This is a genomic window from Rhizobium sp. CNPSo 3670, assembly GCF_057784555.1.
This window is the reverse complement of sequence record NZ_JBXSOL010000018.1, coordinates 98,307-123,825: the sequence shown is the minus strand read 5'-3', so window position 1 is coordinate 123,825 and position 25,519 is coordinate 98,307. Positions and strand designations below refer to the sequence as shown.

The window sequence follows — 25,519 nt, the reverse complement described above, 5'->3', positions numbered from 1 at the left end:
ACGAGCGAGCCGGCGAATGCCTTCTCCAGCTTGGCGTTCAGGGGAAACTTCTGGCCCACCAGTTCCTTGTCGTTCGAATAGAGGATGGTGCCGTCGTTTCGCCACAACCTGAATGAGACAAGGCGCCTGCCAAGTGCCCCCTGGCCGAGCGTTTCGTCGAGAGCCTGGGCGCTGCCTTCGTCCAGCAGCGATTCCGTTTGCATGTCGGGAAGCAGCGGCGCCACCACACTGTCGACGTAAAGAGCCGTCGCCGCGCCGGAATTATGAATGACGGCTTCCTCGATCAGATGAGTGACAAGGATGCCCACCAGAAACATGGCGGCGATCGAGACCAAGCCACCCGCGATGAAAAATTGCGAGGCGAGTGAGCGGGCATTCCAGCGGCGCAGCCAATTCATTTTGATACCGGTAAGAGACTTTCCCGACTAAACCTACAGCGTCTTTAGAGTTTTTCCAGACTGTATCAGGGCAGATTCCTGGTATCGAAGACCTCAGCGCCTCTGATGCTCTCGGTCAGTTGGAGGCTATCGCCTGACATGGCTGCGCCGAAGACATAGAGAAGGCCGGCGAGAACGATGACGAGGGCGATGACGGACACGTTCCAGGCATCATTCGTATGAGATCTGTTCCTTTGGGTCATATGCGGATCTCCTTCCGTATCGCTCAAACGACGCGGTCAGGCGACCGTTCCGCGTCGGGGACTTCGGTCGAAGGGGCTTGGGACCAAGGTCCGTCCCCGTGGACAACAGCGGATTCAGCCATATCTCACTTTGGATAGAGTTGGGCTTGGAGACTTGTGGTGACAGTTTCTGCGAACATCGAAGGCGCCGCATTTGCCGCGTCTCCCCCTCCGTTCGGGGCAGGTGTCGCCGATCTTTACCAGGCCCTTCTCGTGCCGATTCTCTTTGAGCCCTATGCGTTGGAAATGGCAATCGTCGCCGAACGGTCGAAGCCGGTCAGCGTGCTCGAAGTCGCGGCGGGGACCGGCGCCTTGACACGCGCTCTGCGAGCGAAGCTCGATCCGGCCGCCGAGATCGTTGCCACCGATCTCAGCCAGGCGATGATCGACGTCGGCGCACCATCTGTGACGATGTCGCGAACGCATTGGATGCACGCGGATGCGCAAGATCTGCCGTTCGCCCCTTTGATGTTCGATCTCGTCGTTTGCCAGTTCGGCGTCATGTTCTTTCCGGATAAGCCGAAGGCCCACGGCGAGGCGAAAAGAGTGTTGCGGAGCGGGGGCCATTTCCTGTTCTCGACGTGGGATTCGCTTGCTGAGAACGATTTCGCAAGATGTGTGGACGAATGCCTGACAAGCCTCTTCCCGTCGGATCCTCCCGATTTCCTCAGGCGCTTGCCATATTCTTACTTCGACCCCACCCCGATCAAGGCTGAAGTATCATCGGCGGGATTCGAGGCGGTTTCCTGCGAACGGCTCGAACTCACCTCCATCGCGGCCACAGCACAGGATGTCGCGACCGCTTTCTGCCGGGGCACGCCGCTCAGCGGAGAAATCGAATCGCGGGCGCCGGAGCGCATGTCGGAGATCGTTGATGAGGTGGCCGAGCGGGTGGCGTCCCGCTATGGCGCCCGTCCTTGCGGCAGCATGAGTGCCCTGGTCGTCTCCGGCCGCGCTCCTTAACCTCTTCCTAGTATCCTCTCGCGCGTGATTGTCCGTGCCGGGGCTCGTGCGGACAATCATTGTCCTGGCGCCTGGATTGAACCTACGGTCGCGGATTAGGGGATGAGGCGGTGGTTGAGGTAGGGAGAGGCATCGCGCCCATGACGTGCTGTTCGATCTCGACACAGGTTTCGTCATATTCCCGCACCAGCTTCAAATTGAACCGTCGCCTTCGAAGCCGATCACGCGCTTCGACCGCCATCTGATAGGCCTCGAAAAGCTCGAGCTGCCACGGGTCGCGCGCCTGCATGATCAGCGTCCGCATTTGCGGCAGACGCATGGCCAGGCGCCTGCGTCCTGCTTCCCGGCGGTTGGATCGTGTCATCTCCTCGGTCTCCTGCCCAAGCCCGCGATGCGATGGCGTGCGGCTCGAGAATAGCGCGGCTGAAGAATAATAAAATCCAGACCAAGGGCCGGGATGCCTCAGACCGAGGTCCGGGGCGTGGAACGACCTCGTCGCCAGCAAGTTGGTTTGGCAGCGGCAAGCAGGCCGCATTGAAAGGAAGGAGGAAAAGATGCTCTTCAAGCTTATTGCAGGCGCGGCAACTGCCATGACCCTGATGTCAGGTGTGGCATTCGCCCAGTCCTCGACCGTCAATGGTGCAGCTGGTGGCGCAATCACCGGAGCTATCGTTGGTGGTCCGGCCGGTGCTGCTATCGGCGGCGTTGCCGGTGCAGTCGTCGGCACGGCGATCGATCCGCCGCCGCAAAAGGTCGTCACCTATGTCCGCGAGGCTCCGGCACCGTCGGCACGAGTGGTCGTGAAGGAAAAGGTGGTCGTCGGCCAGCCCCTGCCGGAAACGGTCGTCGTGACCCCAGTTCCGGACGATCCGAAATATGCCTACGCGGTGGTCAATGACGAGCGTGTCATTGTCGAACCCTCGTCCCGCAAGGTGATTCAGGTGATCAAGTAACCTGATCGTTCACGTGGCTCTGCCGCGTTTTCCAAATCATCTTCAGATCAGCCGCACGATGGACGGCAGCGTCATCGTGCGGCCGCCGAGTCAGGAGAGGGAACATGATTTATCCCGAAGAGAAATCCGCTGGTTTCGCCGTGCCGCTGATCGCCATCCTCTTGGCGATCGTCGGCATTCTTGCCGTGCTGGTCGCGACCGGCGGTCACAGCAGCGCCGCGGCGCGCGTCTGGGTTCCCCAGGCGCAAGAGCAGGAGGCGGGCTGATGAATGGCATTGCGACGGTCGCCTTCGGCATCGTCAGCTCGGTTGGCGCCTGCATGGCAGCGGCATCCGTTGCCTCGCATGTTGTGGCGAATTCCGAACCGCGCGCGTTCACGGACCTTGCTGCCCCCGATCTGTGGACGACGAGTCCGGTGAAGGTCGATCCCCATCGGCAGCATTATGAACGAATTCCACCTGTCTATTCCAGCTATGTCACCGAGGCTCCGACCACCACGGTGCCAAGGGTGGCTTCGCAACCCGCTCGTCCGTGGACAGAACCTCAGAAACTGCGGCCAGAATTCGCTGCCGAGCACCTTGCCTGGTGCGCGCAGCGCTACCGTTCCTTCGATCCTGCGACCAACAGCTATCGATCCTATAGCGGCAGGACCCGCGAATGCTCTTCGCCGTTCCAGCAGGATATCGCCGAGAGCCATGAAGGCGGCGGCCCGAAAGTCAATGCCCAGGCAGCAGCCCGATGCGCCGCCCGCTATAGATCGTACCGACCGGAGGACAATACATATCAGCCATGGGAAGGACCGCGCCGCAGTTGCGACATGTCGGATCTGGTCGCGACGAGCAATTGACGGTTGACGGGCGAGCCGTACGAAACTGAACCGAACTGGCAAGCCAGACTAAAGTCCGTGTTGTAATCGCAGCGGTTGTGATATCCGGTTGTATTTGAGGGGCGGAGAGCGGGGATGGCAACGACGCTGATAGCAGAAATCCACCTGGCGCAGACAAGGCTTCCGTTCTTGAGCAGGGCGGAACGCGGAGCCCTTATCGTTCGTATTCTTCGCGAGTTGAAGATACTCCGTCGCGAAGTTCTCGGAAATGTGCCGGCCGATCGCTGCGTTTGGATCGATAAACTGATTGCGTCGGTTTCTTCGACAGTATCGGAAATCGTTACGATGCCGGACGCCGAGTTCAACCGTGTCTTGAACGAGTTCGAAAAGCTCATGGCAACGCTGCATAACATTTCGCACCCGCAGAAGCCGTCGAAGACGGTTCACTAGCGTCGGTTAAGGCGACGTACGATCGCGCCGGAAACCGATCCCGGCGCGGGAGCGTTCTCCTTCTATGATCGAAACAAAATCGCCCGCTGACCAGGACGAGAGGTCGCTCCGTGACGATGAGCCGAAGCCAGGTGCAGAGGTTTCCTTCCCTTACGACAGGATGACTGTCGAGCAGTTTCGAAACCGCTTCCCTCGTGCCCGCTGGAACGACGTGCGAAAGGCCTGGTTCGTTCCCGGCCGAACGGCGTCCCGTCGCATCGGCCGATGGCTTGCCGAGCTGGAGGCCGAAGCCGACGCGCATGCGGATGCGAAGGGACGCGATGCCTTCGCCTTCGATCCCATCGACAGTCCATATCTGGAACTTGGTAAGGCCGGCTTTCGAATCCGAACGCCCTATTCAAAAACCGTCGTCGACGAACTTCGCGAGGTGCCGTTCTCGCGATGGGACGGCGATCTTCGAATATGGCACGTGCCCTTTCGATCCTATGAGGAGCTGAGACGCAGATGGCCTGAGATCGAAGCGGCGGCTCGCAGAAACGAACCGGAGGAGAGGCGACGGCGTGCCGACGAGCGGAAGGGAACCGAACAGGAGATGCGCAGCAGGCTTCGCGCAGCGGAACGCAAGCGCCGCCGTTACCCGCTTCCGACCGACGACCTGCCGCCGACAGGACGTCCGGTGGCCACCTCGTATGGGATCGTCGTCTTCACAGAAATCACCGGCGAACTGGTCGATCCGGCTCTCGTCGCGGATTTCTACCCCGGGGTCACCGAGGATCATCTCTGGGGGTACTGGCGGGTCCCGACATTCGACGAACTTGTCCGTAGCTGGCCTGCGAAAACGCCTCCCCGCCGGGATGCCGAATGGTGGCAGCCGATGATCGAAGAACTGAGGCCCGCCCGGCGCGCCGCAAGAGCACGCGAAGCCAGGAAGCAAGCGAAGGCGCCGTGACCGGAGCCTGCCACCGGTCCTGCGGACTTGTAGCTGTGTCGGAGGATGTCCGGCTGGTGTGGGAACAAATTCCCACGTCGGCCATTTGTTGTCCATGAAAACAGCCCTGCCGATGTCGCTGCTCGCTCTGGCGCTTTCCGTTGGCGGCGCCTCCGCGCGGGAGCTTCTCCCCGAAACGATCAACGCCGCTTCCATTGCCGACATCGGGAAAGGAAAGCTGCAACCCGCAGATCCGGACCCGGCGATCATCCGCCTACAGGTCCTGCTCGACCGCGCGGGCTCGTCTCCCGGCGTGGTCGACGGTCTCTCCGGCGAGAATGTCGACAAGGCGGTGGCCGGCTTCGAGGCGATGAACAAACTTCCCGTGGACGGCAGGCCGGATCCGGATGTCGCCTCCCGGTTGGAAGACAATTCCCCCGTCGTTGAGAGCTATGTCGTCTCGCCGGAGGACGCCACGGGGCTGGTCGACAGGATTCCTGAGGATTACGGCGAGAAGGCAAAGATGCAGAGCCTCGGCTATACCAGCGTTGCGGAGAAGCTGTCTGAGCGCTTCCACATGGATCTCGATCTCTTGAATGCACTTAACCCTGGCTCGCATTTCGCGCCCGGCGAAAAGGTGTGGGTCGTTAATCCCGGCCCTCCCAGGCAAGGCAAAGTCAAGAGCATCGAGGCTGACAAGAAGTCAGGGCAGGTGCTGGCCTATGGCGAGGATGGGTCCCTAATTGCCGTCTATCCCGCGACGATCGGCAGCGAGGACAATCCGGCGCCTTCAGGAAAACACAAGGTCAAGGGCGTCTCGAGAATGCCGGTTTACCGATACGATCCGAAGCGAAATTTCAAGCAGGGAAAGAACAACAAGGTTCTGACGATCCCGAAGGGGCCGAACGGTCCCGTCGGCAGCGTTTGGATCGATCTGACCGAGCCGACCTATGGCATACACGGCACACCGGAGCCGAAGCTCATCGACAAGGTCGGCTCGCATGGCTGCGTGCGGCTGACGAATTGGGACGCCGAAGAGCTGGCCGGCATGGTCAAGCCGGGCGTCCTGGTCGAATTCGTCAATCGCAGTCCCGCCGCTCCGAAGTGAAGCGCAGGATCTGCGACTACCTACACGCTACCGCAGCGTCGAGTTCACGAAGCCTTGGCTTCGAAAGCCGGGGCGAAATCCCCAAGTGATTTCGCCTTGAGGATCGCGCCGCCGATATCCTGCTCCACGATCGCCTCGAGATCGGCAAAGCTGTCGATGACATAGTAGATCGGCTGAAGGATATCGATGCGGTAGGGCGTCCTGAGCACGCTCATCAAATCGAACGGTCGGAATTCGCACGCCGTGCCTTCCGTTGCCGCCTTCGCTTCGCTCGGAGAGGAGACGATGCCGGCGCCGAAGCAGCGGCGGCCTTGCGGCGTGTTGATCAGGCCGAATTCGACCGTGAACCAGAAAATCCGGAACAGATGCCATGAATAGCCCTTGCCGAGGCGCATGGCGGTTTCGCCGAAATGCCGGACGAAATTGGCATAGCTCTGGTTGGTCAGCAATGGGCAATGGCCGAACACCTCGTGGAACAGGTCCGGTTCCTCGATATAATCGATATGCTCGCGGCGGCGCAGGAAGGTCGCCAGCGGGAACTTGCCCTGCGAGAGAAGCTCATAGAAGCGCGAAGGCGGAATAAGTGCCGGCACGCCTTCGACGCCGAAACCGGTGGTCTCGTTCAGGCGTCTGTTCACATCGAGGAGCTGAGGCACTTTTTCCGGCTTGAGCCCCAGCAGTTTGACGCCGTCCAGATATTCCTGGCAAGCCTTGTCGGCCAAGAGCTTCATCTGACGCCGGTAGAGTTCGCCCCAGATCTGATCTTCTTCGGGGCTATAGTCATATAGGCCGTCCGAGCCGGGCAGTTTGGCGGTGTAGCTGCTTTCCTTGGTCATCGGCTGATCCTCCCGGGAATGGCGATGTCTCTGTTATTATGCTCCGTGTTTGACGGATTTTCTTTTCTTTCATGCCGGGTATCGCCATAGTGGTGGGAGATATTTCCGAGTACGATGGCTACAATGAAAGAATCTGGGAATTTCCGCCGCAAGCTTCTGCAACTGATTCAGGCCGACGGCACTCTGTCGCTGGCGGATCTGGCGGAAAAAGCCGGCATGTCGCAGAGCTCGGCCTGGAGGAAGATCCAGGAACTAGAAGCCGACGGCGTCATCCGCAAGCGCGTGACGTTGCTCGATCCCGGCAAACTCGATCTCAAGCTCTGCGTGGTTGCGCACGTGACGCTGGAGGATCACCATGAGGAGGCGGTGGCTTCTTTCGCTTCAGTGGTGCTGGAGCGGCCGGAGATCATGGAGTGCTACGCCTTGTCGGGCGCCTTCGACTACATGCTGAAGATAAGGGCGAGGGACGTCGAAAGCTACGAAGCCTTCATGACCCGCTATCTCATGCGCAACCCGCATGTGCGCACCGTCGTATCAAGCTTCGTGCTGCGCGAGCTGAAATTCTCCACCGAACTGCCGCTCTAACGTTTATCGCGCGCTGTCGCCATGCCGGCTGCCCGGCATCATCACTGGATAGCCTTCGAACGTCTTCAGCGTGTCGAGCACGATCGAGGTTTTCACGTGCTGCACGGATTCGTGCGGCAGCAGAACGTCGTTGACGAATTTCGACAGATCGGCGAGCCCCCGGGTCGCCACCTTGAGGTGATAGTCCATCTCGCCGGTCAGCGCATAGGCTTCGAGAACTTCGGGCAGACCGTTGATCAATTGCGAAAATCGGCGGGCATTGTCTCGGTTGTGGGTGGCAAGCGTGACGGAAATGACCACCAGCATATCGAGCCCCAGCTTCTCCCGATCGAGGTGGGCACGGTAGCTGCGAATATAGCCCTCGGCTTCCAATCTGGTACGCCGGCGCGAGCATTGCGACGGTGAAAGCGCGATCCGCTCACCAAGCTCGTTGTTCGTGAGCCTTCCATCCTTTTGAAGTTCCAGAAGGAGGCGTAGATCCAACTTGTCTAGGGGCTCATCCATTGCGCAAAATCTCCGGAATGCTCACAGATCGTGCATAATCTGTTCCTATAGAACCAAGAACGCAAGAACTTTGCGGCAGTTTTGAGCCATAGTTTGCATAGAATTGCAATCTCCTCTGGAGGAAAAGAAAATGGGTCCGTTCCCGCATGATGCGCCTCCGTCGGAAATCACCGCCGACAATCCGGCCGGCACCGACGGCTTCGAATTCGTCGAATTCGCCCACCCCGAGCCTGAGAAGCTCAGCGAGCTCTTCACACGCATGGGCTATATCGCGGTCGCCAAGCACAAGACGAAAAACATTACCGTCTGGCGCCAGGGCGACATAAATTACGTATTGAATGCCGAGCCCGGTAGCCATGCCGCTGGTTTTGTCGCAAAGCATGGTCCCTGTGCCCCGTCGATGGCCTGGCGCGTGGTCGATGCCAAGCACGCCTTCGATCACGCCGTGTCGAAGGGCGCCGTTCCCTATGAAGGAAATGACAAGGTGCTCGACGTTCCGGCGATTGTCGGCATCGGTGGTTCGCTGCTCTATTTCGTCGAGACCTATGGGACAAAGGGATCGGCTTACGAGGCCGAGTTCGATTGGCTCGGCGAGCCCAATCCAAATCCCCCAGGGATCGGCTTTTATTATCTCGACCATCTCACCCACAACGTCTTCCGCGGCAACATGGACAAGTGGTGGGATTTCTACCGCGATCTGTTCAATTTCAAGCAGATCCACTTCTTCGATATTGACGGCCGCATCACCGGTCTGGTCAGCCGCGCCATCACCTCGCCCTGCGGCAAGATACGCATTCCCCTGAATGAATCGAAGGACGACACCAGCCAGATCGAGGAATACCTGAAGAAGTACCGGGGCGAGGGCATCCAGCACATCGCTGTTGGGACGGAGGATATTTACGAAGCGACCGACCGGCTTGCCAATAACGGCCTGCGCTTCATGCCAGGCCCTCCCGAGACCTATTACGACATGTCCTATGATCGCGTGCATGGCCATGACGAACCGATCGACCGCATGAAGAAGCACGGCATCCTGATCGACGGCGAGGGGGTGGTGAACGGCGGCATGACGAAAATCCTGCTGCAGATCTTCTCCAAGACGGTAATCGGTCCGATCTTCTTCGAATTCATTCAGCGCAAGGGCGATGAGGGCTTCGGCGAGGGCAACTTCCGTGCGCTGTTCGAGTCGATCGAGGCAGATCAGATCAAGCGTGGTGTCATCGGCACGGCAGCGGAGTAAACTCTACGACGTAGTAGAGTTTTCGGGGAGGAGTTGAGCATGGACCAGACATCGATCCAGGCTTCCGACGCGGAAGCGGCGAAGGCAAACAGACTGAAATATATGCCCGGCTTCGGCAACGACTTCGAGACGGAGTCGCTGCCCGGCGCCTTGCCGCAGGGCCAGAACAGCCCGCAGAAATGCAACTACGGCCTTTATGCCGAGCAGCTTTCCGGCTCGCCCTTCACTGCGCCGCGCGGTACGAATGAACGGTCCTGGCTGTACCGCATTCGCCCGAGCGTGCGCCACACCCGCCGCTTCTCGAACGCGTCCTATCCGCTCTGGAAAACCGCACCCTGCCTGGACGAGCATTCGCTCCCGCTCGGTCAGCTCCGCTGGGATCCGCTGCCTGCTCCCACCGAGAAGCTGAATTTTCTGCAAGGGGTGCGGACGATGACGACGGCGGGCGATGCCACGACCCAGGTCGGCATGTCGGCGCATGCCTATGTCTTCAACGAAGACATGGTCGACGATTACTTCTTCAACGCCGACGGCGAACTGCTGATCGTGCCGCAGCTCGGCGCCATCAGAGTGTTGACCGAAATGGGCATCATGGATGTCGAGCCGCTGGAAATTTGCCTCATCCCTCGCGGCATGATGTTCAAAGTTATGAAGAGCGGCGAGCAGGCGGTCTGGCGCGGCTATATCTGCGAGAACTATGGCGCGAAATTCACTTTGCCGGACCGCGGGCCGATCGGCGCCAATTGCCTGGCCAACCCGCGCGACTTCAAGACGCCTGTCGCTGCTTTCGAGGACAAGGAAGAGCCCTGCCGCGTGCATGTGAAATGGTGCGGCAAATTCTATGTTACCGAAATCGGCCACTCGCCGCTGGATGTGGTTGCCTGGCACGGCAACTACGCGCCCTACAAATACGATCTGCGAACATTTTCGCCGGTAGGCGCCATCAGCTTCGATCATCCCGATCCGTCGATCTTCTCGGTGCTGACCGCGCCCACCGAAGATGCCGGCACCGCGAATGTCGATTTCGTGATCTTTCCGCCGCGCTGGCTGGTCGCCGAGCACACCTTCCGCCCGCCATGGTACCACCGCAACATCATGAGCGAGTTCATGGGTCTGATCCATGGGCAGTATGACGCCAAGGAGGAGGGCTTCGTGCCGGGCGGGATCAGCCTGCACAATATGATGCTTCCTCACGGCCCGGACGCGCTCGCCTTCGAAAGGGCATCGAATACCGAGCTCAAGCCGATGAAGCTCGATCACACCATGGCCTTCATGTTCGAGACCCGTTATCCGCAGCAGCTGACGAAATATGCAGCCGAGCTCGAAACGCTGCAGGACGATTACCTCGAATGCTGGGATGGCCTCGAGCGCAAGTTCGACGGAACTCCGGGTATCAAGTGACAGGATCGGTGAAGATCGGCGAAGCCCCCTCCGGCACGGAATTGAGACATGAAACTTGCGACCTTGAAGGACTCCACCAGGGACGGCCGCCTCGTCGTCGTGTCCCGCGATCTGACCCGCTGTTCGGAGGTGGGTCACATCGCCCGCACCCTGCAGGCGGCGCTCGACGACTGGGAGCATGTCGCTCCGAGGCTTCGGCTGGTTGCCGAAGGCATCGAGACGGGGGCTCAGCCGACCATCCGCTTTCACGAACATGACGCCGCATCCCCTTTACCGCGCGCCTATCAATGGGCCGACGGCTCGGCCTACGTCAACCATGTGGAACTGGTGCGCAAGGCGCGCGGCGCCGAGATGCCGGCTAGCTTCTGGACCGATCCGCTGATGTATCAAGGTGGCTCGGACGGTTTCCTCGCGCCGCGAGACCCGATCCTGGCAGCAGACGAGGACTATGGGATCGACATGGAGGGCGAGGTCGCCGTCATCACCGGCGACGTCGCCATGGGTGCGAGCCCGAAAGCCGCCCGCGGCGCCATCCGCCTGCTGATGCTCGTCAACGACGTGTCGCTGCGCGGCCTGATCCCCGACGAGCTGGCCAAGGGCTTCGGCTTCTTCCAATCCAAGCCCGCATCGGCATTCTCGCCGGTCGCGGTGACGCCCGACGAACTTGGAGAGGCGTGGGATGGCGGCAAGCTGCACCTGCCGCTGCTCGTGAGCTTGAATGGCAGGCCATTCGGCAGGGCGAATGCCGGCGTCGACATGACATTCGATTTCGGCCAGCTGATCGCCCATGCCGTCAAAACCCGCCACCTCGTGGCCGGAACGATTGTCGGCTCCGGGACGATCTCCAACAAGCTCGACGGTGGCCCCGGCAAGCCGGTGGGCGAGGGAGGAGATGGCTACTCCTGCATTGCCGAATTAAGATTGATCGAGGCAATCGAGAGTGGATCGCCGAAGACTCCTTTCATGAGGTTCGGCGACCAGGTCCGCATCGAAATGAAGGATCATGCCGGCCATTCGATCTTCGGGGCGATCGAGCAGACGGTCGGAAAATACGAGGGAGCTGCCGGGGGATGAACGAGATCATTCTCTACGACTACTGGCGGTCATCTGCGAGTTATCGCGTGCGGATCGCGCTCAATCTTCTGGGCCTCGACCACCAGATCGTGCCGATCAACCTGCTCGACGGTGCGCACAGAATGCCGGACTATCTCGCGCTCAATCCGCAGGGGCTCGTGCCGACACTGGTGATCGATGGGAAAACGCTGACACAGTCGCTGGCCATCATCGAATATCTGGCCGAGTCTCGGCCGGATTGCGGATTGCTGCCATCGGATAGCTTCGATCGCCACAGAGTGCGCGCCTTCGCATATGCGGTCGCCATGGACATCCATCCGATCTGCAATCTGCATGTGGTCTCGCATCTTCTGACGCTGACCGACAAGGCCGAGGCTCGCGAGGAATGGATGAAGCATTTCATCGGCGATGGACTTCGCAAGCTGGAGACCATGCTCGGCGAATCCGATGGCGCGTTCAGCTTTGGCGGCAGGCCGTCGATGGCCGATCTCTGCCTTGCTCCCCAGGTCTACAATGCCCGCCGCTGGGGAGTTGATATGACCGCCTTCAGACGCCTCAGCGACATCGACGCCAGGTGCGCCGAACTCCCCGCCTTTCAGGCAGCGCATCCGGACCGCGTGAAACCGTAGGAACTACGCGTCCCGCCACGATGAAAATATCGCAGCCTGGCCCAACCGCTTGCCCGTCTCATCGATGAGCTGCCAGACAGTGAAATTTTCGACCCAGAAACGGCGACCCGATTTCGCGACCCTGAGGCCGCGGCCATTATCGACGAAACCATCGCGCGTGACTGCATCCAGCAGCCGCTGGCGTTCGGCGCGATCAGGCTGCTCGGCCGATAGTCGCGACGGCAGCATGATGAATTCGTCCCAGCTATATTCGAAGCAGTTCTGCGCAGTCCGGTTTGCGTAGATGAAGCGCGGGTCGGGCAGTGTATTGTGCGCGAGGACCACGAAAGGTGCATGGCGGTAAAGCCAGTCCGGCCCTTGCCCATCCTCGATAAGAGCGCGGCCGACGATGCGCTTGTAGCTGCGGGTCAGAAGGGCGAAGAAATTGGGATCATTCCTCAGGTCGAGGGCGTGATTGTCATAGGGGGAAGTCACGAACGGCCTCGCTGGTCAAATGTGTCGGTGCAGCCGACATAGCCGATATCAATTGCACGCGTCTATGAAGCCTCCAGGACAGCGAAGGGCCTGTATTTACCTTGTCTCATCACTTCTGATTGTGACGCTTGCCAGAAGATTGCCCTTGTGCATTGATCTGACCTGCTGAGCTAGCTGTCAACATTCTCTGCGAAGCTATTGTTCTTCGGACCGTAATTGGCGTCGGCTGGTCGCGAATGAGGCGGGGGTAGAGCAGGTTTTCATCATCCGGCTATTCAGACCTGCGAAAGCTATGCTGCGAATGACGACAGGAGAAATACAGGTGCTTGGGGACCGGGGTAGAATGCGGAAATCCGTCTCGTTGATATCGATGCTGCTGGCGTTCGTCGTCCTAGCCGGGGAGGGGCATGCGGCCATTTCCTACGAACGTCTGGAGACCGCGCCGGGAGAGCGCGCCCTGACGATAAAAGGCGTGTTCGAGAGTTCCGACGATGCGATGACGCTTGTCGACGAATATACGCAGTACCAGCCGAGCTATGTCACCTTGACTCGCCCGGCGGTAACGTGGTCGCCGCGATCAGGTTCGGCCGGGCCCTCCGCCTCCTGAATGCAAAAACGATACAGATCAGAGCCGCCGAGTGCGCGTCGGCTTGCGCCTTCGCCTTCGTCGGTGGCGTTGAAAGATTTGCCGAGCCGGGCTCTATCGGCGTGCATCGGGTTTCCCTGTCCGACGATGTTGCCATCGACAATAAATTGGCCGTCTCGACTGTTCAAGCACTGACCGGCGAGATCATCGGCTATCTCACTGACATGGGGGTAAGCCCCAATCTGCTGCAGCTCAGCCTGTCGATCGACAGCACCGATATACGGTATCTCACCGCTGCGGAAATGCGGGACTGGAATATCAACACGCCTGAGGATATGCCTTCGGCACAGGAAAGCGCGCCACCCTCGCCAAGCGCCGCACCGCAGGAGAGCGCAACACCCGCCGACATGCCGTCAGAGCCGAGTGATTCCGAGGAGGCGGGCGCATCGGAACCCGGCGACCTGATCACGGAGGCGGTTGATTTCGCAAACCGATACAATGACGAATGGTCGAAAGACAGCGCATCGGCGTTGGCCTTCATGAAGGGCGTCTATGCCGACGAGGTCTCCTTCTTCGGAAACTCGGTCGACAAAGACGCCGTCCTGAAGGAAAAGGCAGCCTTCGCCCAACGCTGGCCGGAGCGCATCTATAGCGTCAAGCCGGGCTCCGTGACTGCCAGCTGTGCCGGAAAATGCGAAATGACGGGAATTGTCGAGTGGTTTGCCGGAAATAGGGACACGGGTAAGACGTCCTCCGGGATGGCCGAATTCTCTTTCGTGTGGAACACGGCCTCTCTGCAGATCGAGTCCGAGACCGGAAAGGTGCTCGCCACGGACAAGGGGGCCAAGGCGCCGGATCGGTTGATCCATCAGTGGACAGGACTGGACGACATCTGCCGCACGAGTGTCGATCGCACTGGACCCGAAACGCTGCGGGCATGCAGACGGCGCGACGAACTCGGTCCGCTGCTCAATCGCGCCGACTGGTGCTATGGCGAAAAGGACGAAGCCGAAATAAACTGGGAGTGGCACAAATGCGATGCCAATTCCCGGAGGTACGCAGAGTAGATATTGCCGGTCCGCAGGCAATGACCGCAAAGTTCGGCAGCTTGCCTGGAGGAGGAGATCGGTGAAAACTCATCTTCCTGAGTGAGGCCGAGCATGTCGGAAGACGAGCATGCCCCATCAAATGCCATCTCTTCGGGATCCGACGATCCCGAGAAGCCGGCGGAGCGATATAAACTCGGCCTCTGCCTTTCGGGCGGCGGCTATCGGGCCATGCTTTTCCATGCGGGATCGCTTGCGAGGCTCAACGAGGCCGGTCTTCTGGCAAAGCTCGATATGATCTCGTCGGTCTCGGGCGGATCCATCGCCTCGGGCCTGCTCGCCTATATCTGGCCACGGCTGGTGTTCTCGAATGAGGTCGCCGTCAATTTCAAGACGGAATACCTGGATCGCATTCTCGCCTTCAGTCAGATATTCGCGGATGGGCGGAGCTTCCTGAAGGGCGTGTTCAATCCCTTCTCAAGCGCGGCCGAGGAAGCCGCCAAACTATACGAGCGACATCTGTTCGACGGAAGGTCGCCAACCCTCAGAGATCTTCCGCGCTCGCCCTGGTTCGTATTTTGCGCCAGCAATCTCAGCACCGGTTCGCTCTTCCGGATGTCCAACCGCTATATAGCGGATTACCGGATCGGCGTGTCGTTCCGTCCGGCATTGTCGCTGGCAACCGCGGTTGCCGCTTCGGCCGCATTTCCGCCGGTGCTGTCACCGCTGCGATTGGACCTGTCGCAGTTTTCCTGGAAGAGGGAAAAACTCGATGATACCGTTGGCGAACCAGTCGCTCCGGGCCGGGCGATATTAAGCGATGGCGGTGTTTACGACAATCACGGCATCGAGCCGGCGCTGAAACGCTGCGACTGCCTGCTCGTCAGCGATGCCGGCGCGCCTTGGCGCTCCTCGACCCGCGGATACTGGAACTATCTCTCCCAGCTGAAGCGCGTTCTCGATACGACAGACAATCAGGTGCGGTCGTTGCGGCGCCGAGACCTGATTAGCGGCTTCAGGGCTGCAAAACAGGCCGATATGCTTGGCCTCGACGATCTCGCGAAATCGGCGCTGCGCGCAAGAACCCATGGCGTTTATTGGTCGATCGACAGCAAGGACGCCGAACTCAAACCCTACGCCTCTTACACGCTGCCGCCGTCATCGGTCGTTCCCTCCGAGATCGGCACCTACCTCCATTTCCTCGGCGCTGATGAGACGGAGCACCTGACGAATTGGGGGCACTATGTCTGCGATGCTATGCTCAACCGGTTCTATCAACCGCTGCTGGCGCCGTCCTCCGGCCTGCCGTTGGCATCCGGGACGGTGAAACCCTCCTGGGCGGCGAAGGCGAGCAAGCGCCTGTTCGACATTCTGACGTTTTGACGAGAGCCGGAGGTGCCGGGCTACACGACTGTGCGCCATGTCTGCCAATTCAACCGGAAAGTGGCCTTATTATTCCAAGGATCGGGGGGTTACGAACCGCTCGAGATAACCGGTACCTGCCGCAATCTCGTCCCATCCGTCGAGATCGAGGTCAATGACGGCAAGCCCCGCTGTCGGGAACTTCTTCCGCATGCGTCCCACGGCATCGGCATCGCCGTCCGCCACGATAAGCGAGGCCGCATTTTCCATGCCGGGATTGTGGCCGACGATGAGCAGCGTGCGGATGCCAGGCTCGACGGCCCGGATCACATCGAGGATGCGCTCGGCCGACACCTCGTAGATATCCGCCGCCTCGCGTTCGGAGACCTTTTTCGAGAGGGCCCGGCGGACAAGCTTCCAGGTTTCCTGCGCCCGGCGGGCCGGCGAGACAAGGGCTAGATCGGGGATCAGCTTTTCGCGCCTCATATAGTTGCCGATGACGGGTGCTGCCTTGCGCCCGCGATCCGCCAATGGCCGTTTAAAGTCGGACACACCATCGGGCCAGGCGGATTTGGCGTGGCGCAAAAGAATGAGGCGGTGTTTCGGCAGCATGGGTTTCGGCGTCGCTTCGTTTCGTGTTGACTCCCGGAGCATGAAGGCCGCCTGCGATACAGCTCGCAAACTAAATGGATGTCACTGGCAGGTCCAGTTGTCTCGTCTTACGTTTACGAACTTGAGCATCCCGCGGGCTGGGCGTTTCGCTACTTTTGCGATTGTTTCTCTATTTGTTCCTCAGAGCATTCTCCGGGCACTTGTTAGTGCCCGGACGGCCTCCTGTATCGGGTTGGCCATTTCTTCTGTCGGAAATGGCCAACGCTTTTGACCAGACTTGAAGTCTATTCCTCAAAACACTGAAGAACCGCAATCCTGCTCAGCTGCATCCGCTCGTCGCACCACACGTGTCGCACTTCTCGCAAGTGCCGTTCCGGACCATCGTGAAGTTCTGGCACTCCGAGCACATGTTGCCCGTGTACCCCTGCATGATCGAGCGCTGGCGGCGTTCGGCTTCCACCTTCTTGGCTTCAGTCTTCGCCGTTGCGGCGTCGGCTGCCGCCTTGTCGGAGAAGAGGGCGGTGGCGTCGCTGGCGATTTCCTCGAGCACCTCTTCGGCAATCTCTTCCGCCAATTCCTTGGCGCGCTCCTCGTAATCGCGCTTGAAGGCGACGATTTCGGAGGTGGAGACGGCAACCGTCGGTTCCAGCTTGCGGGCAGCGGCACCTGCAAATGCTGTTACCGTGCCGGTGGAGGCGGCTCGGGCAGGGGCTGCGGTGGCAGCACCCTTGGGTTCGCCGGCCTGGCGTTCACCGCCAGCGCCGGAGACCAGCGTCGGCTTGTAGCCGCGGGTCCAGCCGGTGGAGAGCAGGTTGGTTTTCCCTTCCTGGATTCCCTTGCCGAGCGCGGTATTCGAGAAGTCGGACGTGTCGACATGTGCGAGGTCGTGGCGGCCGAGATAGGAGACGGCCAGCTCGCGGAAGACGTAGTCGAGGATCGAGGTGGCGTTCTTGATGGCATCGTTACCGATGACCATGCCGGCCGGCTCGAACTTGGTGAAGGTGAAGGCCTCGACATATTCCTCGAGCGGCACGCCATATTGCAGGCCGAGCGAGATGGCGATGGCGAAATTGTTCATCATCGCACGGAAGGCAGCCCCTTCCTTGTGCATGTCGATGAAGATCTCGCCGAGGCGGCCGTCGCCGAATTCGCCGGTTCTGAGATAGACCTTGTGTCCGCCCACGGTGGCCTTCTGGGTATAGCCCTGGCGGCGGTTCGGCAGCTTCTCGCGTTCGCGCGAAACACGCTCGATCACCCGTTCGATGATCTTCTCGGTGACGGTAACAGCCTGGGCGGCGACCGGCGCCTGCAGCAGCTCCTCCAGCGCATCCTCGTCGTTTTCGTCCTCGATCAGCGAGGCATTGAGCGGCTGCGACAGCTTGGAGCCGTCACGGTAGAGGGCATTGGCCTTCAGACCGAGCTTCCAAGAGAGCATATAGGCGTTCTTGCAATCCTCGACGGTTGCCTCGTTCGGCATATTGATCGTCTTGGAAATCGCGCCCGAGATGAAGGGCTGGGCAGCCGCCATCATGCGGATATGGCTTTCCACGGAGAGGTAACGCTTGCCGATCTTGCCGCAGGGATTGGCGCAATCGAAGACCGGCAGATGCTCGGCCTTGAGAAAGGGCGCGCCTTCCAGCGTCATCGCACCGCAGACATGGATGTTGGCGGCTTCGATGTCCTTCTTCGAGAAGCCCATATGGTCGAGCAGGTTGAAGCTCATGTCGGCGAGCTGCTCGTCGGAAACCTTCAGCGCGTCCTTCAGGAAGTCGGCGCCGAGCGTCCACTGATTGAAGACGAACTTGATGTCGAAGGCGCTCTTCAGCGCGGCGTTGACGGCTTCCACCTTCTCGTCGGTGAAGCCCTTGGCCTTCAGCGTCGACGGGTTGATCGCCGGCGCCTGGTTCAGGTTGCCGTGGCCGACTGCATAGGCTTCGATCTCGGCGATCTGGCTTTCCGAATAGCCGAGCGTGCGCAGCGCTTCCGGCACGGCGCGGTTGATGATCTTGAAGTAGCCGCCGCCGGCGAGCTTCTTGAACTTGACGAGGGCGAAGTCAGGCTCGATGCCCGTCGTGTCGCAATCCATGACGAGGCCGATCGTGCCCGTGGGGGCGATGACCGAGACCTGGGCATTGCGGTAGCCGTGCTTTTCGCCGAGTTCGAGCGCCTTGTCCCAGGCCGATTTGGCATGGGCGGCGAGATCCTGGTCGGGGTTTTCCGAATGGATCAGCGCGACCGGATCGATCGACAGCGCCTCATAGCCGGAGGTTTCGCCGTAAGCGGCGCGGCGATGGTTGCGGATGACCCTGAGCATGCTCTCGCGGTTCGGCGCGAAATTCGGGAACGGGCCGAGCTCGCCGGCCATTTCAGCCGAGGTCGCATAGCAGACGCCGGTCATGATCGCCGTCAGTGAACCGGCGATGGCGCGGGCCTCAGCGGAGTCGTAGGGGATGCCCGACGACATCAGCAGGCCGCCGATATTGGCGTAGCCGAGGCCGAGCGTGCGGTATTCGTAGGAGAGTTCGGCAATGCGCTTCGACGGGAACTGCGCCATCATCACCGAGATTTCGAGCACGACTGTCCACAGGCGAACGGCATGTTCGTAGTCGCCGATATTGATGCGCTTGGTGGCCTTGTCCTTGAACTGCAAGAGGTTCAGCGAAGCGAGGTTGCAGGCCGTGTCGTCGAGGAACATGTATTCCGAGCACGGGTTCGAGCCGCGGATCGGGCCGCCGGCCGGCGAGGTGTGCCAGTCGTTCATCGTCGTGTTGAAATGGATGCCCGGATCGGCCGAAGCCCAGGCGGCATAGGAAATCGTTTCCCAGAGGTCGCGCGCCTTCAGCGTCTTCATGACCTTGCCGTCCTTGCGGGCGGTCAGCTTCCATTCGCCGTCATTCTCGACAGCGCGCAGGAAGTCGTCCTTGATGGAGACGGAGTTGTTGGAGTTCTGGCCCGATACCGTCAGATAGGCTTCCGAATCCCAGTCCGTGTCGTAGGTCTTGAATTCGAGATCCTTGTAGCCCTGGCGGGCGAACTGGATGACACGCTGGACGTAGTTCTCCGGAACCTGATCCTTCTTGGCGGCGCGGATCTCGCGCTTCAGGGCAGGGTTCTTGGCCGGGTCGAAGCAATCGCCGTTGTCGCCTTCGCAATTGAAGCAGGCCTTCATGATCGCCTTCAGGTGCCTGGCGACGATTTTGGAGCCGGTGACGAGAGCCGCAACCTTCTGCTCTTCCTTGACCTTCCAGTTGATGTATTCCTCGATATCGGGATGGTCGATGTCGACGACCACCATCTTGGCGGCGCGGCGGGTCGTGCCGCCCGATTTGATGGCGCCGGCGGCGCGGTCGCCGATCTTCAGGAAGCTCATCAGGCCGGAGGAGCGGCCGCCGCCGGAAAGCTTCTCGCCTTCGCCGCGCAGCATGGAGAAGTTGGAGCCGGTGCCGGAGCCGTACTTGAAGAGACGCGCTTCACGCACCCAGAGATCCATGATGCCGCCTTCGTTGACGAGATCGTCCTCGACCGACTGGATGAAGCAGGCATGCGGCTGCGGGTGTTCGTAGGCGGACTTGGACTTGGTCAGCTTGCCGGTGAAGGGGTCGACATAGAAATGGCCCTGGCCGGGGCCGTCGATGCCATAGGCCCAGTGCAGGCCGGTGTTGAACCACTGCGGCGAGTTCGGAGCGACCCGCTGGGTGGCGAGCATATAGGCAAGCTCGTCCTTGAAGGCGGCAGCATCTTCTTCCGAAGAGAAATAGCCGCCCTTCCAGCCCCAATAGGTCCAGGTGCCGGCGAGGCGATCGAAGACCTGGCGCGCATCGATTTCGGAGCCGGTCTGCTCCTCCTTGGGCAGGGTCTTCAGCGCCGCATCGTCGGGAACGGAGCGCCACAGGAAGGAAGGAACGTCATTCTCCTCGACCTTCTTCAGCCGAGTGGGGACGCCGGCCTTGCGGAAATACTTCTGCGCCAGAACGTCGGTCGCGACCTGGGAGAACTGCGCAGGCACGTCGATATTCTCGAGGCGGAAGACGATTGACCCATCCGGGTTCTTGATCTCGCTCGTCGCCTTACGGAATTCGATATCCGCATAGGCGCCTTGGCCGGCCTTCGTGAAACGACGTTCGATGCGCATAGTCTTGACCTCGCGTTGGCGCCCGTCCCCAGGGCGCAAATTTCCTATCCGGCGGCACATTGTCATCGTGCAGCCAGTCTCGTTTCCGTATCGTGACAGGGGTGTCATCCGGAGATGTCCTTCCTGTATCTTGTGGTGATGGTGGCTGCAAACACTAAATATAGTATTAACAGCTTATTATCGCCAGCCCCGATGTCACTTTTTTGGAGGCAGAAAACCGCGCAGAAATCCTCTCTGGCCTAGGCCGGTTCCGGCACAACAGCCTGATTCTGCGTCTTGTTTTTCAAAGGGAACCGGGCTCGTACCTCCGGTCCTGTCGCCGCCGCAACATCAGGAACAGTAAAGTTTGAAACCGCTGATTCCGTCAAGGGCTGGTTTTTAATTGAATGGTAACCACAACATCTTGTGGACGCGCCTGTGGAGATTGGGGAAAGCCGGGTAGCGCTGAAAATACAATGACTTGCGGACGTTGCCGGCTAAGGAAAGTGCCGCAGCGGCAAAAAAGTGTCCTGCGGCAAATCTTGTGATGGCATTTCCGGTGCAAATGCGCTTGCCGATTCGCTGAGGAAATCAGCGCTGTCCAAAGTGCGCCGAGGATGGCGGCGCAATTCGGGTTTGCGGCGATCAGCGCGCGCCAGCGCCCTTGGCTATGGGTTCCTGGTAGGTGAAGCCCATGTCCCAGGGGAAATAGATCCAGGTGTCCTGGCTGACCTCGGTGATGAAGGTGTCGACGGTCGGCACACCCTTCGGCTTGGCGTAGACGCAGGCGAAATGCGCGTTCGGCAGCATGGTGCGAACCTGCGCCGCGGTTTTGCCGGTATCCGTCAGATCGTCCACGACGAGCACGCCTTCGCCACCGTTTTCAGTAAGCTCGGGCGCAATTCCCTTGAGCAGCACCATGTCGCCCTGATTCACATAGTCATGATAAGATGCGATGCAGACTGTCTCGATCAGCCGGATGTTCAGTTCCCGGGAGATGATCGCGGCCGGCACCAGGCCGCCGCGGGTGATGCAGACGATCGCCTTGAAGGCTTGATCGAGGCCGGCAAGCCGCCAGGCAAGGGCGCGCGCATCGCGGTGGAATTGATCCCAGGAAACGGGAAAGGCTTTATCGGGAAGGGACATCGGGCTGCTCCGCGGCATGAATAGAGACGAAACGCCGTTGACCGGCGACCGGACGGCTTCAGCGGCAAAACACAAATCGCGCAGCCGGAACTGCGCGAGATCGCAAGCTGCTGCGCGAGATCGCACGTGCTACTGCGCGAGACGTGGCCGGGGCTCGAAGCCTTCATCGGTCGCAGCAATTAGCGGGATTTGCCGGTAAAACGCAAGAGGAGCCGCTCATCGCGACAACAGGGTCAGCGCCGTCATTGATTGCAGCAGGCTCTTCGTCGTGCCGCCGAAGATCGCCTGCCAAAGCCGGGAATGGGTATAGGCGCCCATGACGAGAAGATCGATGCTGCTGTCCGACAGCCGGTTTTCGATGACATGCGAGGTATTCTTGTCGACGCTGTGGCCCGTCGCAAGCGTCGTCTTCACGCCATGGCGTGCAAGTGCGGCGGCGATCTCGGCGCCTGGTGTGAGCGGCGACTGCAGGGCGGTATCGGCCGGGTCGACCGAAAAAATCTCCACTTCCTCGGCCGCTTTCAGGAAGGGCAGCGCATCGAAGGTCGCGCGCGCCGCCTCCTTCGAGCCGTTCCAGGCGATCAGCACGCGCTTGATCGGCTTCGGCTGGCGGATGACATAAGGGATCATCAGCACCGGCCGGCCGGCTTCGAAGAGGAAGCCGTCGACGTCGACATGGCTGTCGGAGGGGTTGGCCGGGTCGGCCTGCGATGCGATCAGAAGATCGGCGCTGCGGGCGCTTTCAATCAGCGGTGCGGAACCGTAGCCGGTGGAGGTGGCAAAGCTGCGCCATTCCGAGGAGGCGTCGGCGGCCTGCGCTTTGGCGCGAAAGATGCGTTCCACGGCGACCGTTTCACTATGCGCCATATCCTGCAGCGCCTGGACGGCGACGGGATCGGGAATTTCCATCGGCGCCACCAGCGGCACGGCCGGTATGGTTTCGGCATGCAGGCCGATCACGTGAGCACCGCCTTCGGCGGCAACGGCAAAGGCAAAATCGGCAACGGCGGCGCTATTGTCTGCCGTATCGAGAATGGCGAGAATAGTTTTGTAAGACATATCAATTCTCCTTGCGCTGAAATGACGTGCGCGAGGGACGGAATGCACCAGACCGTTCTCCCGTTCTTCCTTGACGGGGATCAAGTCCGGCTTCTCATGCCTCGGCGGAATGGTTTTCTGCGATCTCCTTGTTCCGGCGGATGGCGTCGATCATCGCGTGGACCTCGGCGCCGGCCGCATCGATTGCCGCCTGCGCGCGGCCGCGCACGACGATCTCGGTCGAGAATCTCTGGCCGATATAACGCGGGTAGGAACCGATGCTGGTATCCGGATGCGCTTTCTGGATCGCGGCAAGGGGCGTGCCGATATCACCTTCGCCATAAGGGCAGGCGATGGCGAGCGAGAGAACCGGCGTGCCGGTCCGAAGCGTCGGCAGCACATTGTCGACCATCGCCTGAAAGACCTGCGGCACGCCGGCCATGACATAGACATTGCCGATGATGAAGCCGGGTGCCGTCGACACCGGATTGGGGATATGAGCGGCACCCCGCGGCATGCGCGCCATGCGCTGGCGCGCCTCGGTGAATTCCATCTCGCGGCGACGGTACATATCGGCCAGCAGCGTCATCGCCGCTTCGTCATATTCGCAGGGCAGGCCGAAAGCCTTGGCGATCGCATCGGCGGTGATGTCGTCATGCGTCGGCCCGATGCCGCCCGAGGTGAAGACGTAGTCATAGCGAGCGCGAAGCGCATTCAGCGCCTCGACGATCGCCTGCTCGTCGTCGGCGACGATTCGCACTTCCTTGAGATCGATGCCGGACAGGGTGAGCAGATCGGCGAGGTGGCCGATATTCTTGTCCTTTGTGCGGCCGGAAAGGAGTTCGTCGCCGATGGCGAGCATGGCGGCGGTGACGACGGTGTCATGGCTCATAGGATGTTCCGTGGTGTGAGGCTGGTCAATAGGTAGCGCCCTCAGGCTGCTTTGCAAACACGCGCGCGTAATGCCGAAAAGCATGAGCGATTTCGGACGATACCATGCTCTTTAGAACGAGCCGATGCGTCACTTTCGCGCCAAATCAGAACCGCAAGCGAATTTTCGTCTACGCACGTTGAACACTGAGTTCTCCCGCGCAGGGCTGCCTTCGGCCCTGGGCGCTGGTAGAAATCCGCCCGTTGCGAAATTCCCCGCGTTTCAAGGAAAATGGAAGATGGCGAAAGTTCTCGTTCTTTATTACTCGGCCTATGGCCATATCGAAACCATGGCCTATGCCGTTGCTGAAGGCGCGAGGTCGGCTGGTGCCGACGTCACCGTCAAGCGCGTCCCGGAACTGGTACCGGAAGAGGTCGCCAAGGCCTCTCACTACAAGATCGACCAGGCCGCGCCGATCGCCACCGTCGATGAACTGACGGATTATGACGCAATCATCGTCGGCGCCGGCACCCGCTTCGGCACGGTCGCCTCTCAGATGCGCAATTTCTGGGACCAGACGGGCGGCCTTTGGTTCACCGGCAAGCTCGTCGGCAAGATCGGTTCGGTCTTCACCTCTTCGGCGACCCAGCATGGCGGCCAGGAATCGACCATCCTCGGCTTCATCCCCACCTTCCTGCACCAGGGCATGGTCGTCGCCGGTCTGCCTTACGCCTTCCAGGGCCAGATGGGCACTGAGGAAGTCAAGGGCGGCTCGCCTTACGGCGCCTCCACCATCACCAACGGCGACGGTTCGCGCCAGCCTTCCGAGATCGAACTCGAAGGCGCCAAATACCAGGGCGCCCATGTCGCCCGGCTCGCTGCCAAGCTCGCCTGATCTCGATGCGTAAATGATGAAGGCGCGATGGGCGTGAGCCCGCCGCGCCTTTTCAGTTTCTCGGGCCAGACGAAACGAGCGGCGCCGACAGTCACTTTCCCGTTAAAATACCTGCCCATTCATTCCGTGGCGATGCCGGCAGAGCCAATATTATTTTTACGCCCCACGGCTCTTCCCATCGCCCATGACGCAAGATATTGAAAACGCCGCAAGCGGGCGTGGCGAAACTGGTAGACGCAAGGGACTTAAAATCCCTCGGCCTTAGGCTATACGGGTTCGATCCCCGTCGCCCGCACCAGCCTAAGCACTGTGAGCTTCGGCTCGGCGAGCCGAAGAGAGCAGCCAAGCGAAGTTTGTCGCGCCGTAGTACCGTCAGGAACGAAGGCGGACCGGTTCGATAATGCCCCGGTTAGCTGCAACAATCGTTATAATCCTGTTGGAATATGCCTGTATCTTGCGCGTAAGAGCGCGTTATTGCTTGACAATAACATTTTCGGTGCAAGGATTGCGCCGCGGCGGTAGAGTAAGTGTTGTCTTGTGGGAGTAAGACGATGGTTTACGATTGGAGCGGGACCAGGGTTCGGCGCGTCCGGATCTTCAGGACGAGCGTCGCATTTGTTCTTGCAACTGTTGTGGCTGCGATACCGCTGTTTTTCTGGGCAACGGATTTGCCGGGTTTCTGATCCGCAATAGTCAGCGTTCTGTGAAAGGCAGGCTGTTTGGAGCTCTGCTCTCGCGCCATCTGTTGATCACCCAGCCGGCAGCGAGGCCGAGGGCAGCGCCCATGGCCTTGATGCCTGCGTCATGCAGGCGCGGATGGCGGGTCGGCGCGAAATACTGCAGATATTCGATGGCGACCGCCCCAATGATCAGCAGCACGGCCACCAGTTTCCACTGCTTCGGATAGGCGAGCGCAAAGGCAAGGCCGAGCAGAACATAGGCGGTGCCGCGGTCCGCATCGACCGTCGTCACCGTATCCGGTCTCAGCCCGATCGGCGAAACCGTGACAAACAGGATGAGGGCGAGCAGCAGCCAGGCGAGCGGTCTTGCGAATTTGAAGATCATCATCGCTCCATATAAGTGGCAGGCCTTTCCATTGACAGTTAAAATCAGTTCATCTGCCGCCGATTTTGCAATTGGCTTAAGAAAGGCTCTATGGGCTGAGCCGGCCGGTCATTCAACCTTTCCTTTAGCCGCCGGCC

General features: G+C 60.3%; 25 protein-coding genes, 1 tRNA gene and 2 pseudogenes. 16 read left to right on the top strand and 12 right to left on the bottom strand.

The window, feature by feature from the left end:
* A pseudogene (locus tag AC13QO_RS19740) lies at positions 1-398 on the bottom strand (sensor histidine kinase); the annotation flags it as partial.
* A gap of 65 nt (positions 399-463) precedes the next feature.
* Positions 464-640: a hypothetical protein gene (locus AC13QO_RS19735; RefSeq protein ID WP_176536270.1), complete on the bottom strand. Its 177-nt coding sequence runs from the start codon at positions 638-640 to the stop codon at positions 464-466.
* Between the two features lie 159 nt (positions 641-799).
* Here AC13QO_RS19735 and AC13QO_RS19730 point away from each other — a divergent pair, with 159 nt between their 5' ends.
* Positions 800-1,642 (top strand): class I SAM-dependent methyltransferase, encoded by an 843-nt coding sequence (locus AC13QO_RS19730; RefSeq protein ID WP_488541579.1) that lies wholly within the window; start codon positions 800-802, stop codon positions 1,640-1,642.
* 82 nt (positions 1,643-1,724) lie between these two features.
* Here the strand turns inward: AC13QO_RS19730 and AC13QO_RS19725 are convergent, their stop codons facing one another.
* Positions 1,725-2,006 carry a hypothetical protein gene (locus AC13QO_RS19725; protein ID WP_097598724.1) on the bottom strand — a complete coding sequence of 94 codons (282 nt, stop codon included), beginning with the start codon at positions 2,004-2,006 and terminating at the stop codon, positions 1,725-1,727.
* Positions 2,007-2,196: 190 nt separating this feature from the next.
* Between AC13QO_RS19725 and AC13QO_RS19720 the strand changes: the two genes are divergently transcribed.
* From AC13QO_RS19720 to AC13QO_RS19695, 6 genes are all read left to right on the top strand, one after another.
* Entirely contained in the window at positions 2,197-2,595 is a 399-nt protein-coding gene (locus AC13QO_RS19720; RefSeq protein WP_085777859.1) for a DUF1236 domain-containing protein, read from the top strand.
* A 104-nt stretch (positions 2,596-2,699) separates the two neighbouring features.
* Positions 2,700-2,861, top strand: coding sequence for a hypothetical protein (locus tag AC13QO_RS19715; protein WP_285193654.1), 162 nt, complete (start codon positions 2,700-2,702; stop codon positions 2,859-2,861).
* Positions 2,861-3,442 carry a BA14K family protein gene (locus AC13QO_RS19710; protein WP_285193653.1) on the top strand — a complete coding sequence of 194 codons (582 nt, stop codon included), beginning with the start codon at positions 2,861-2,863 and terminating at the stop codon, positions 3,440-3,442. Before AC13QO_RS19715 ends, AC13QO_RS19710 begins: the two co-directional genes overlap by 1 nt.
* Positions 3,443-3,556: 114 nt before the next feature.
* On the top strand, positions 3,557-3,871 hold the full coding sequence (locus tag AC13QO_RS19705) for a hypothetical protein (protein WP_085777861.1): 315 nt from the start codon (positions 3,557-3,559) through the stop codon (positions 3,869-3,871).
* Positions 3,872-3,935: 64 nt separating this feature from the next.
* Positions 3,936-4,820 carry a hypothetical protein gene (locus tag AC13QO_RS19700; protein ID WP_285193652.1) on the top strand — a complete coding sequence of 295 codons (885 nt, stop codon included), beginning with the start codon at positions 3,936-3,938 and terminating at the stop codon, positions 4,818-4,820.
* 94 nt (positions 4,821-4,914) lie between these two features.
* Positions 4,915-5,907 carry a L,D-transpeptidase family protein gene (locus AC13QO_RS19695; RefSeq protein ID WP_488541578.1) on the top strand — a complete coding sequence of 331 codons (993 nt, stop codon included), beginning with the start codon at positions 4,915-4,917 and terminating at the stop codon, positions 5,905-5,907.
* Positions 5,908-5,951: 44 nt separating this feature from the next.
* Here the strand turns inward: AC13QO_RS19695 and AC13QO_RS19690 are convergent, their stop codons facing one another.
* Positions 5,952-6,743 (bottom strand): phenylalanine 4-monooxygenase, encoded by a 792-nt coding sequence (locus AC13QO_RS19690; protein WP_285193650.1) that lies wholly within the window; start codon positions 6,741-6,743, stop codon positions 5,952-5,954.
* 123 nt (positions 6,744-6,866) lie between these two features.
* Here AC13QO_RS19690 and AC13QO_RS19685 point away from each other — a divergent pair, with 123 nt between their 5' ends.
* Entirely contained in the window at positions 6,867-7,328 is a 462-nt protein-coding gene (locus tag AC13QO_RS19685; protein WP_285193649.1) for an Lrp/AsnC family transcriptional regulator, read from the top strand.
* A 3-nt stretch (positions 7,329-7,331) separates the two neighbouring features.
* Here AC13QO_RS19685 and AC13QO_RS19680 read toward each other — a convergent pair whose 3' ends face one another.
* Positions 7,332-7,832, bottom strand: coding sequence for an Lrp/AsnC family transcriptional regulator (locus AC13QO_RS19680; protein WP_064801992.1), 501 nt, complete (start codon positions 7,830-7,832; stop codon positions 7,332-7,334).
* A gap of 130 nt (positions 7,833-7,962) precedes the next feature.
* Here AC13QO_RS19680 and hppD point away from each other — a divergent pair, with 130 nt between their 5' ends.
* From hppD to maiA, 4 genes are read left to right on the top strand one after another with little or no spacing between them, the layout of a single operon-like run.
* A complete protein-coding gene (hppD, locus tag AC13QO_RS19675; RefSeq protein ID WP_285193648.1) occupies positions 7,963-9,072 on the top strand; it encodes a 4-hydroxyphenylpyruvate dioxygenase in 1,110 nt (369 codons plus the stop codon).
* A gap of 39 nt (positions 9,073-9,111) precedes the next feature.
* Positions 9,112-10,473, top strand: coding sequence for a homogentisate 1,2-dioxygenase (gene hmgA / locus AC13QO_RS19670; protein WP_285193647.1), 1,362 nt, complete (start codon positions 9,112-9,114; stop codon positions 10,471-10,473).
* A gap of 48 nt (positions 10,474-10,521) precedes the next feature.
* Positions 10,522-11,547: a fumarylacetoacetate hydrolase family protein gene (locus tag AC13QO_RS19665; protein WP_488541577.1), complete on the top strand. Its 1,026-nt coding sequence runs from the start codon at positions 10,522-10,524 to the stop codon at positions 11,545-11,547.
* Positions 11,544-12,176, top strand: coding sequence for a maleylacetoacetate isomerase (gene maiA / locus AC13QO_RS19660; RefSeq protein WP_285193645.1), 633 nt, complete (start codon positions 11,544-11,546; stop codon positions 12,174-12,176). Before AC13QO_RS19665 ends, maiA begins: the two co-directional genes overlap by 4 nt.
* Before the next feature lie 3 nt (positions 12,177-12,179).
* Here maiA and AC13QO_RS19655 read toward each other — a convergent pair whose 3' ends face one another.
* Complete coding sequence (locus tag AC13QO_RS19655; protein WP_285193644.1) at positions 12,180-12,650, bottom strand: MEKHLA domain-containing protein; 471 nt, start codon at positions 12,648-12,650, stop codon at positions 12,180-12,182.
* 292 nt (positions 12,651-12,942) lie between these two features.
* On the opposite strand from AC13QO_RS19655, the pseudogene AC13QO_RS19650 reads away from it, so the two are divergent.
* Both AC13QO_RS19650 and AC13QO_RS19645 read left to right on the top strand, forming a co-directional pair.
* Positions 12,943-14,303: pseudogene (locus tag AC13QO_RS19650) on the top strand (COG3904 family protein).
* Between the two features lie 93 nt (positions 14,304-14,396).
* Entirely contained in the window at positions 14,397-15,665 is a 1,269-nt protein-coding gene (locus tag AC13QO_RS19645; protein ID WP_488541576.1) for a patatin-like phospholipase family protein, read from the top strand.
* Between the two features lie 69 nt (positions 15,666-15,734).
* Here the strand turns inward: AC13QO_RS19645 and AC13QO_RS19640 are convergent, their stop codons facing one another.
* The 5 genes from AC13QO_RS19640 to AC13QO_RS19620 all read right to left on the bottom strand — a co-directional run bounded on the left by AC13QO_RS19640 (position 15,735) and on the right by AC13QO_RS19620 (position 23,443).
* Positions 15,735-16,256, bottom strand: a complete 522-nt coding sequence (locus AC13QO_RS19640) for a SixA phosphatase family protein (protein ID WP_285193641.1) — start codon at positions 16,254-16,256, stop codon at positions 15,735-15,737.
* A 319-nt stretch (positions 16,257-16,575) separates the two neighbouring features.
* Positions 16,576-20,388 carry a vitamin B12-dependent ribonucleotide reductase gene (locus tag AC13QO_RS19635; RefSeq protein WP_488541575.1) on the bottom strand — a complete coding sequence of 1,271 codons (3,813 nt, stop codon included), beginning with the start codon at positions 20,386-20,388 and terminating at the stop codon, positions 16,576-16,578.
* A gap of 624 nt (positions 20,389-21,012) precedes the next feature.
* On the bottom strand, positions 21,013-21,513 hold the full coding sequence (gene gpt / locus AC13QO_RS19630; RefSeq protein WP_085777875.1) for a xanthine phosphoribosyltransferase: 501 nt from the start codon (positions 21,511-21,513) through the stop codon (positions 21,013-21,015).
* 216 nt (positions 21,514-21,729) lie between these two features.
* Positions 21,730-22,572 (bottom strand): universal stress protein, encoded by an 843-nt coding sequence (locus AC13QO_RS19625; protein WP_488541574.1) that lies wholly within the window; start codon positions 22,570-22,572, stop codon positions 21,730-21,732.
* Positions 22,573-22,666: 94 nt separating this feature from the next.
* Complete coding sequence (locus AC13QO_RS19620; protein ID WP_285193614.1) at positions 22,667-23,443, bottom strand: competence/damage-inducible protein A; 777 nt, start codon at positions 23,441-23,443, stop codon at positions 22,667-22,669.
* 277 nt (positions 23,444-23,720) lie between these two features.
* Here AC13QO_RS19620 and wrbA point away from each other — a divergent pair, with 277 nt between their 5' ends.
* Complete coding sequence (gene wrbA / locus AC13QO_RS19615) at positions 23,721-24,317, top strand: NAD(P)H:quinone oxidoreductase type IV (RefSeq protein WP_085777878.1); 597 nt, start codon at positions 23,721-23,723, stop codon at positions 24,315-24,317.
* Between the two features lie 212 nt (positions 24,318-24,529).
* Positions 24,530-24,615, top strand: a tRNA-Leu gene (locus tag AC13QO_RS19610).
* 395 nt (positions 24,616-25,010) lie between these two features.
* On the opposite strand, the gene AC13QO_RS19605 is transcribed toward AC13QO_RS19610, so the two are convergent.
* Positions 25,011-25,385: a VanZ family protein gene (locus tag AC13QO_RS19605; protein WP_085777879.1), complete on the bottom strand. Its 375-nt coding sequence runs from the start codon at positions 25,383-25,385 to the stop codon at positions 25,011-25,013.
* Positions 25,386-25,519 lie beyond the last annotated feature (134 nt).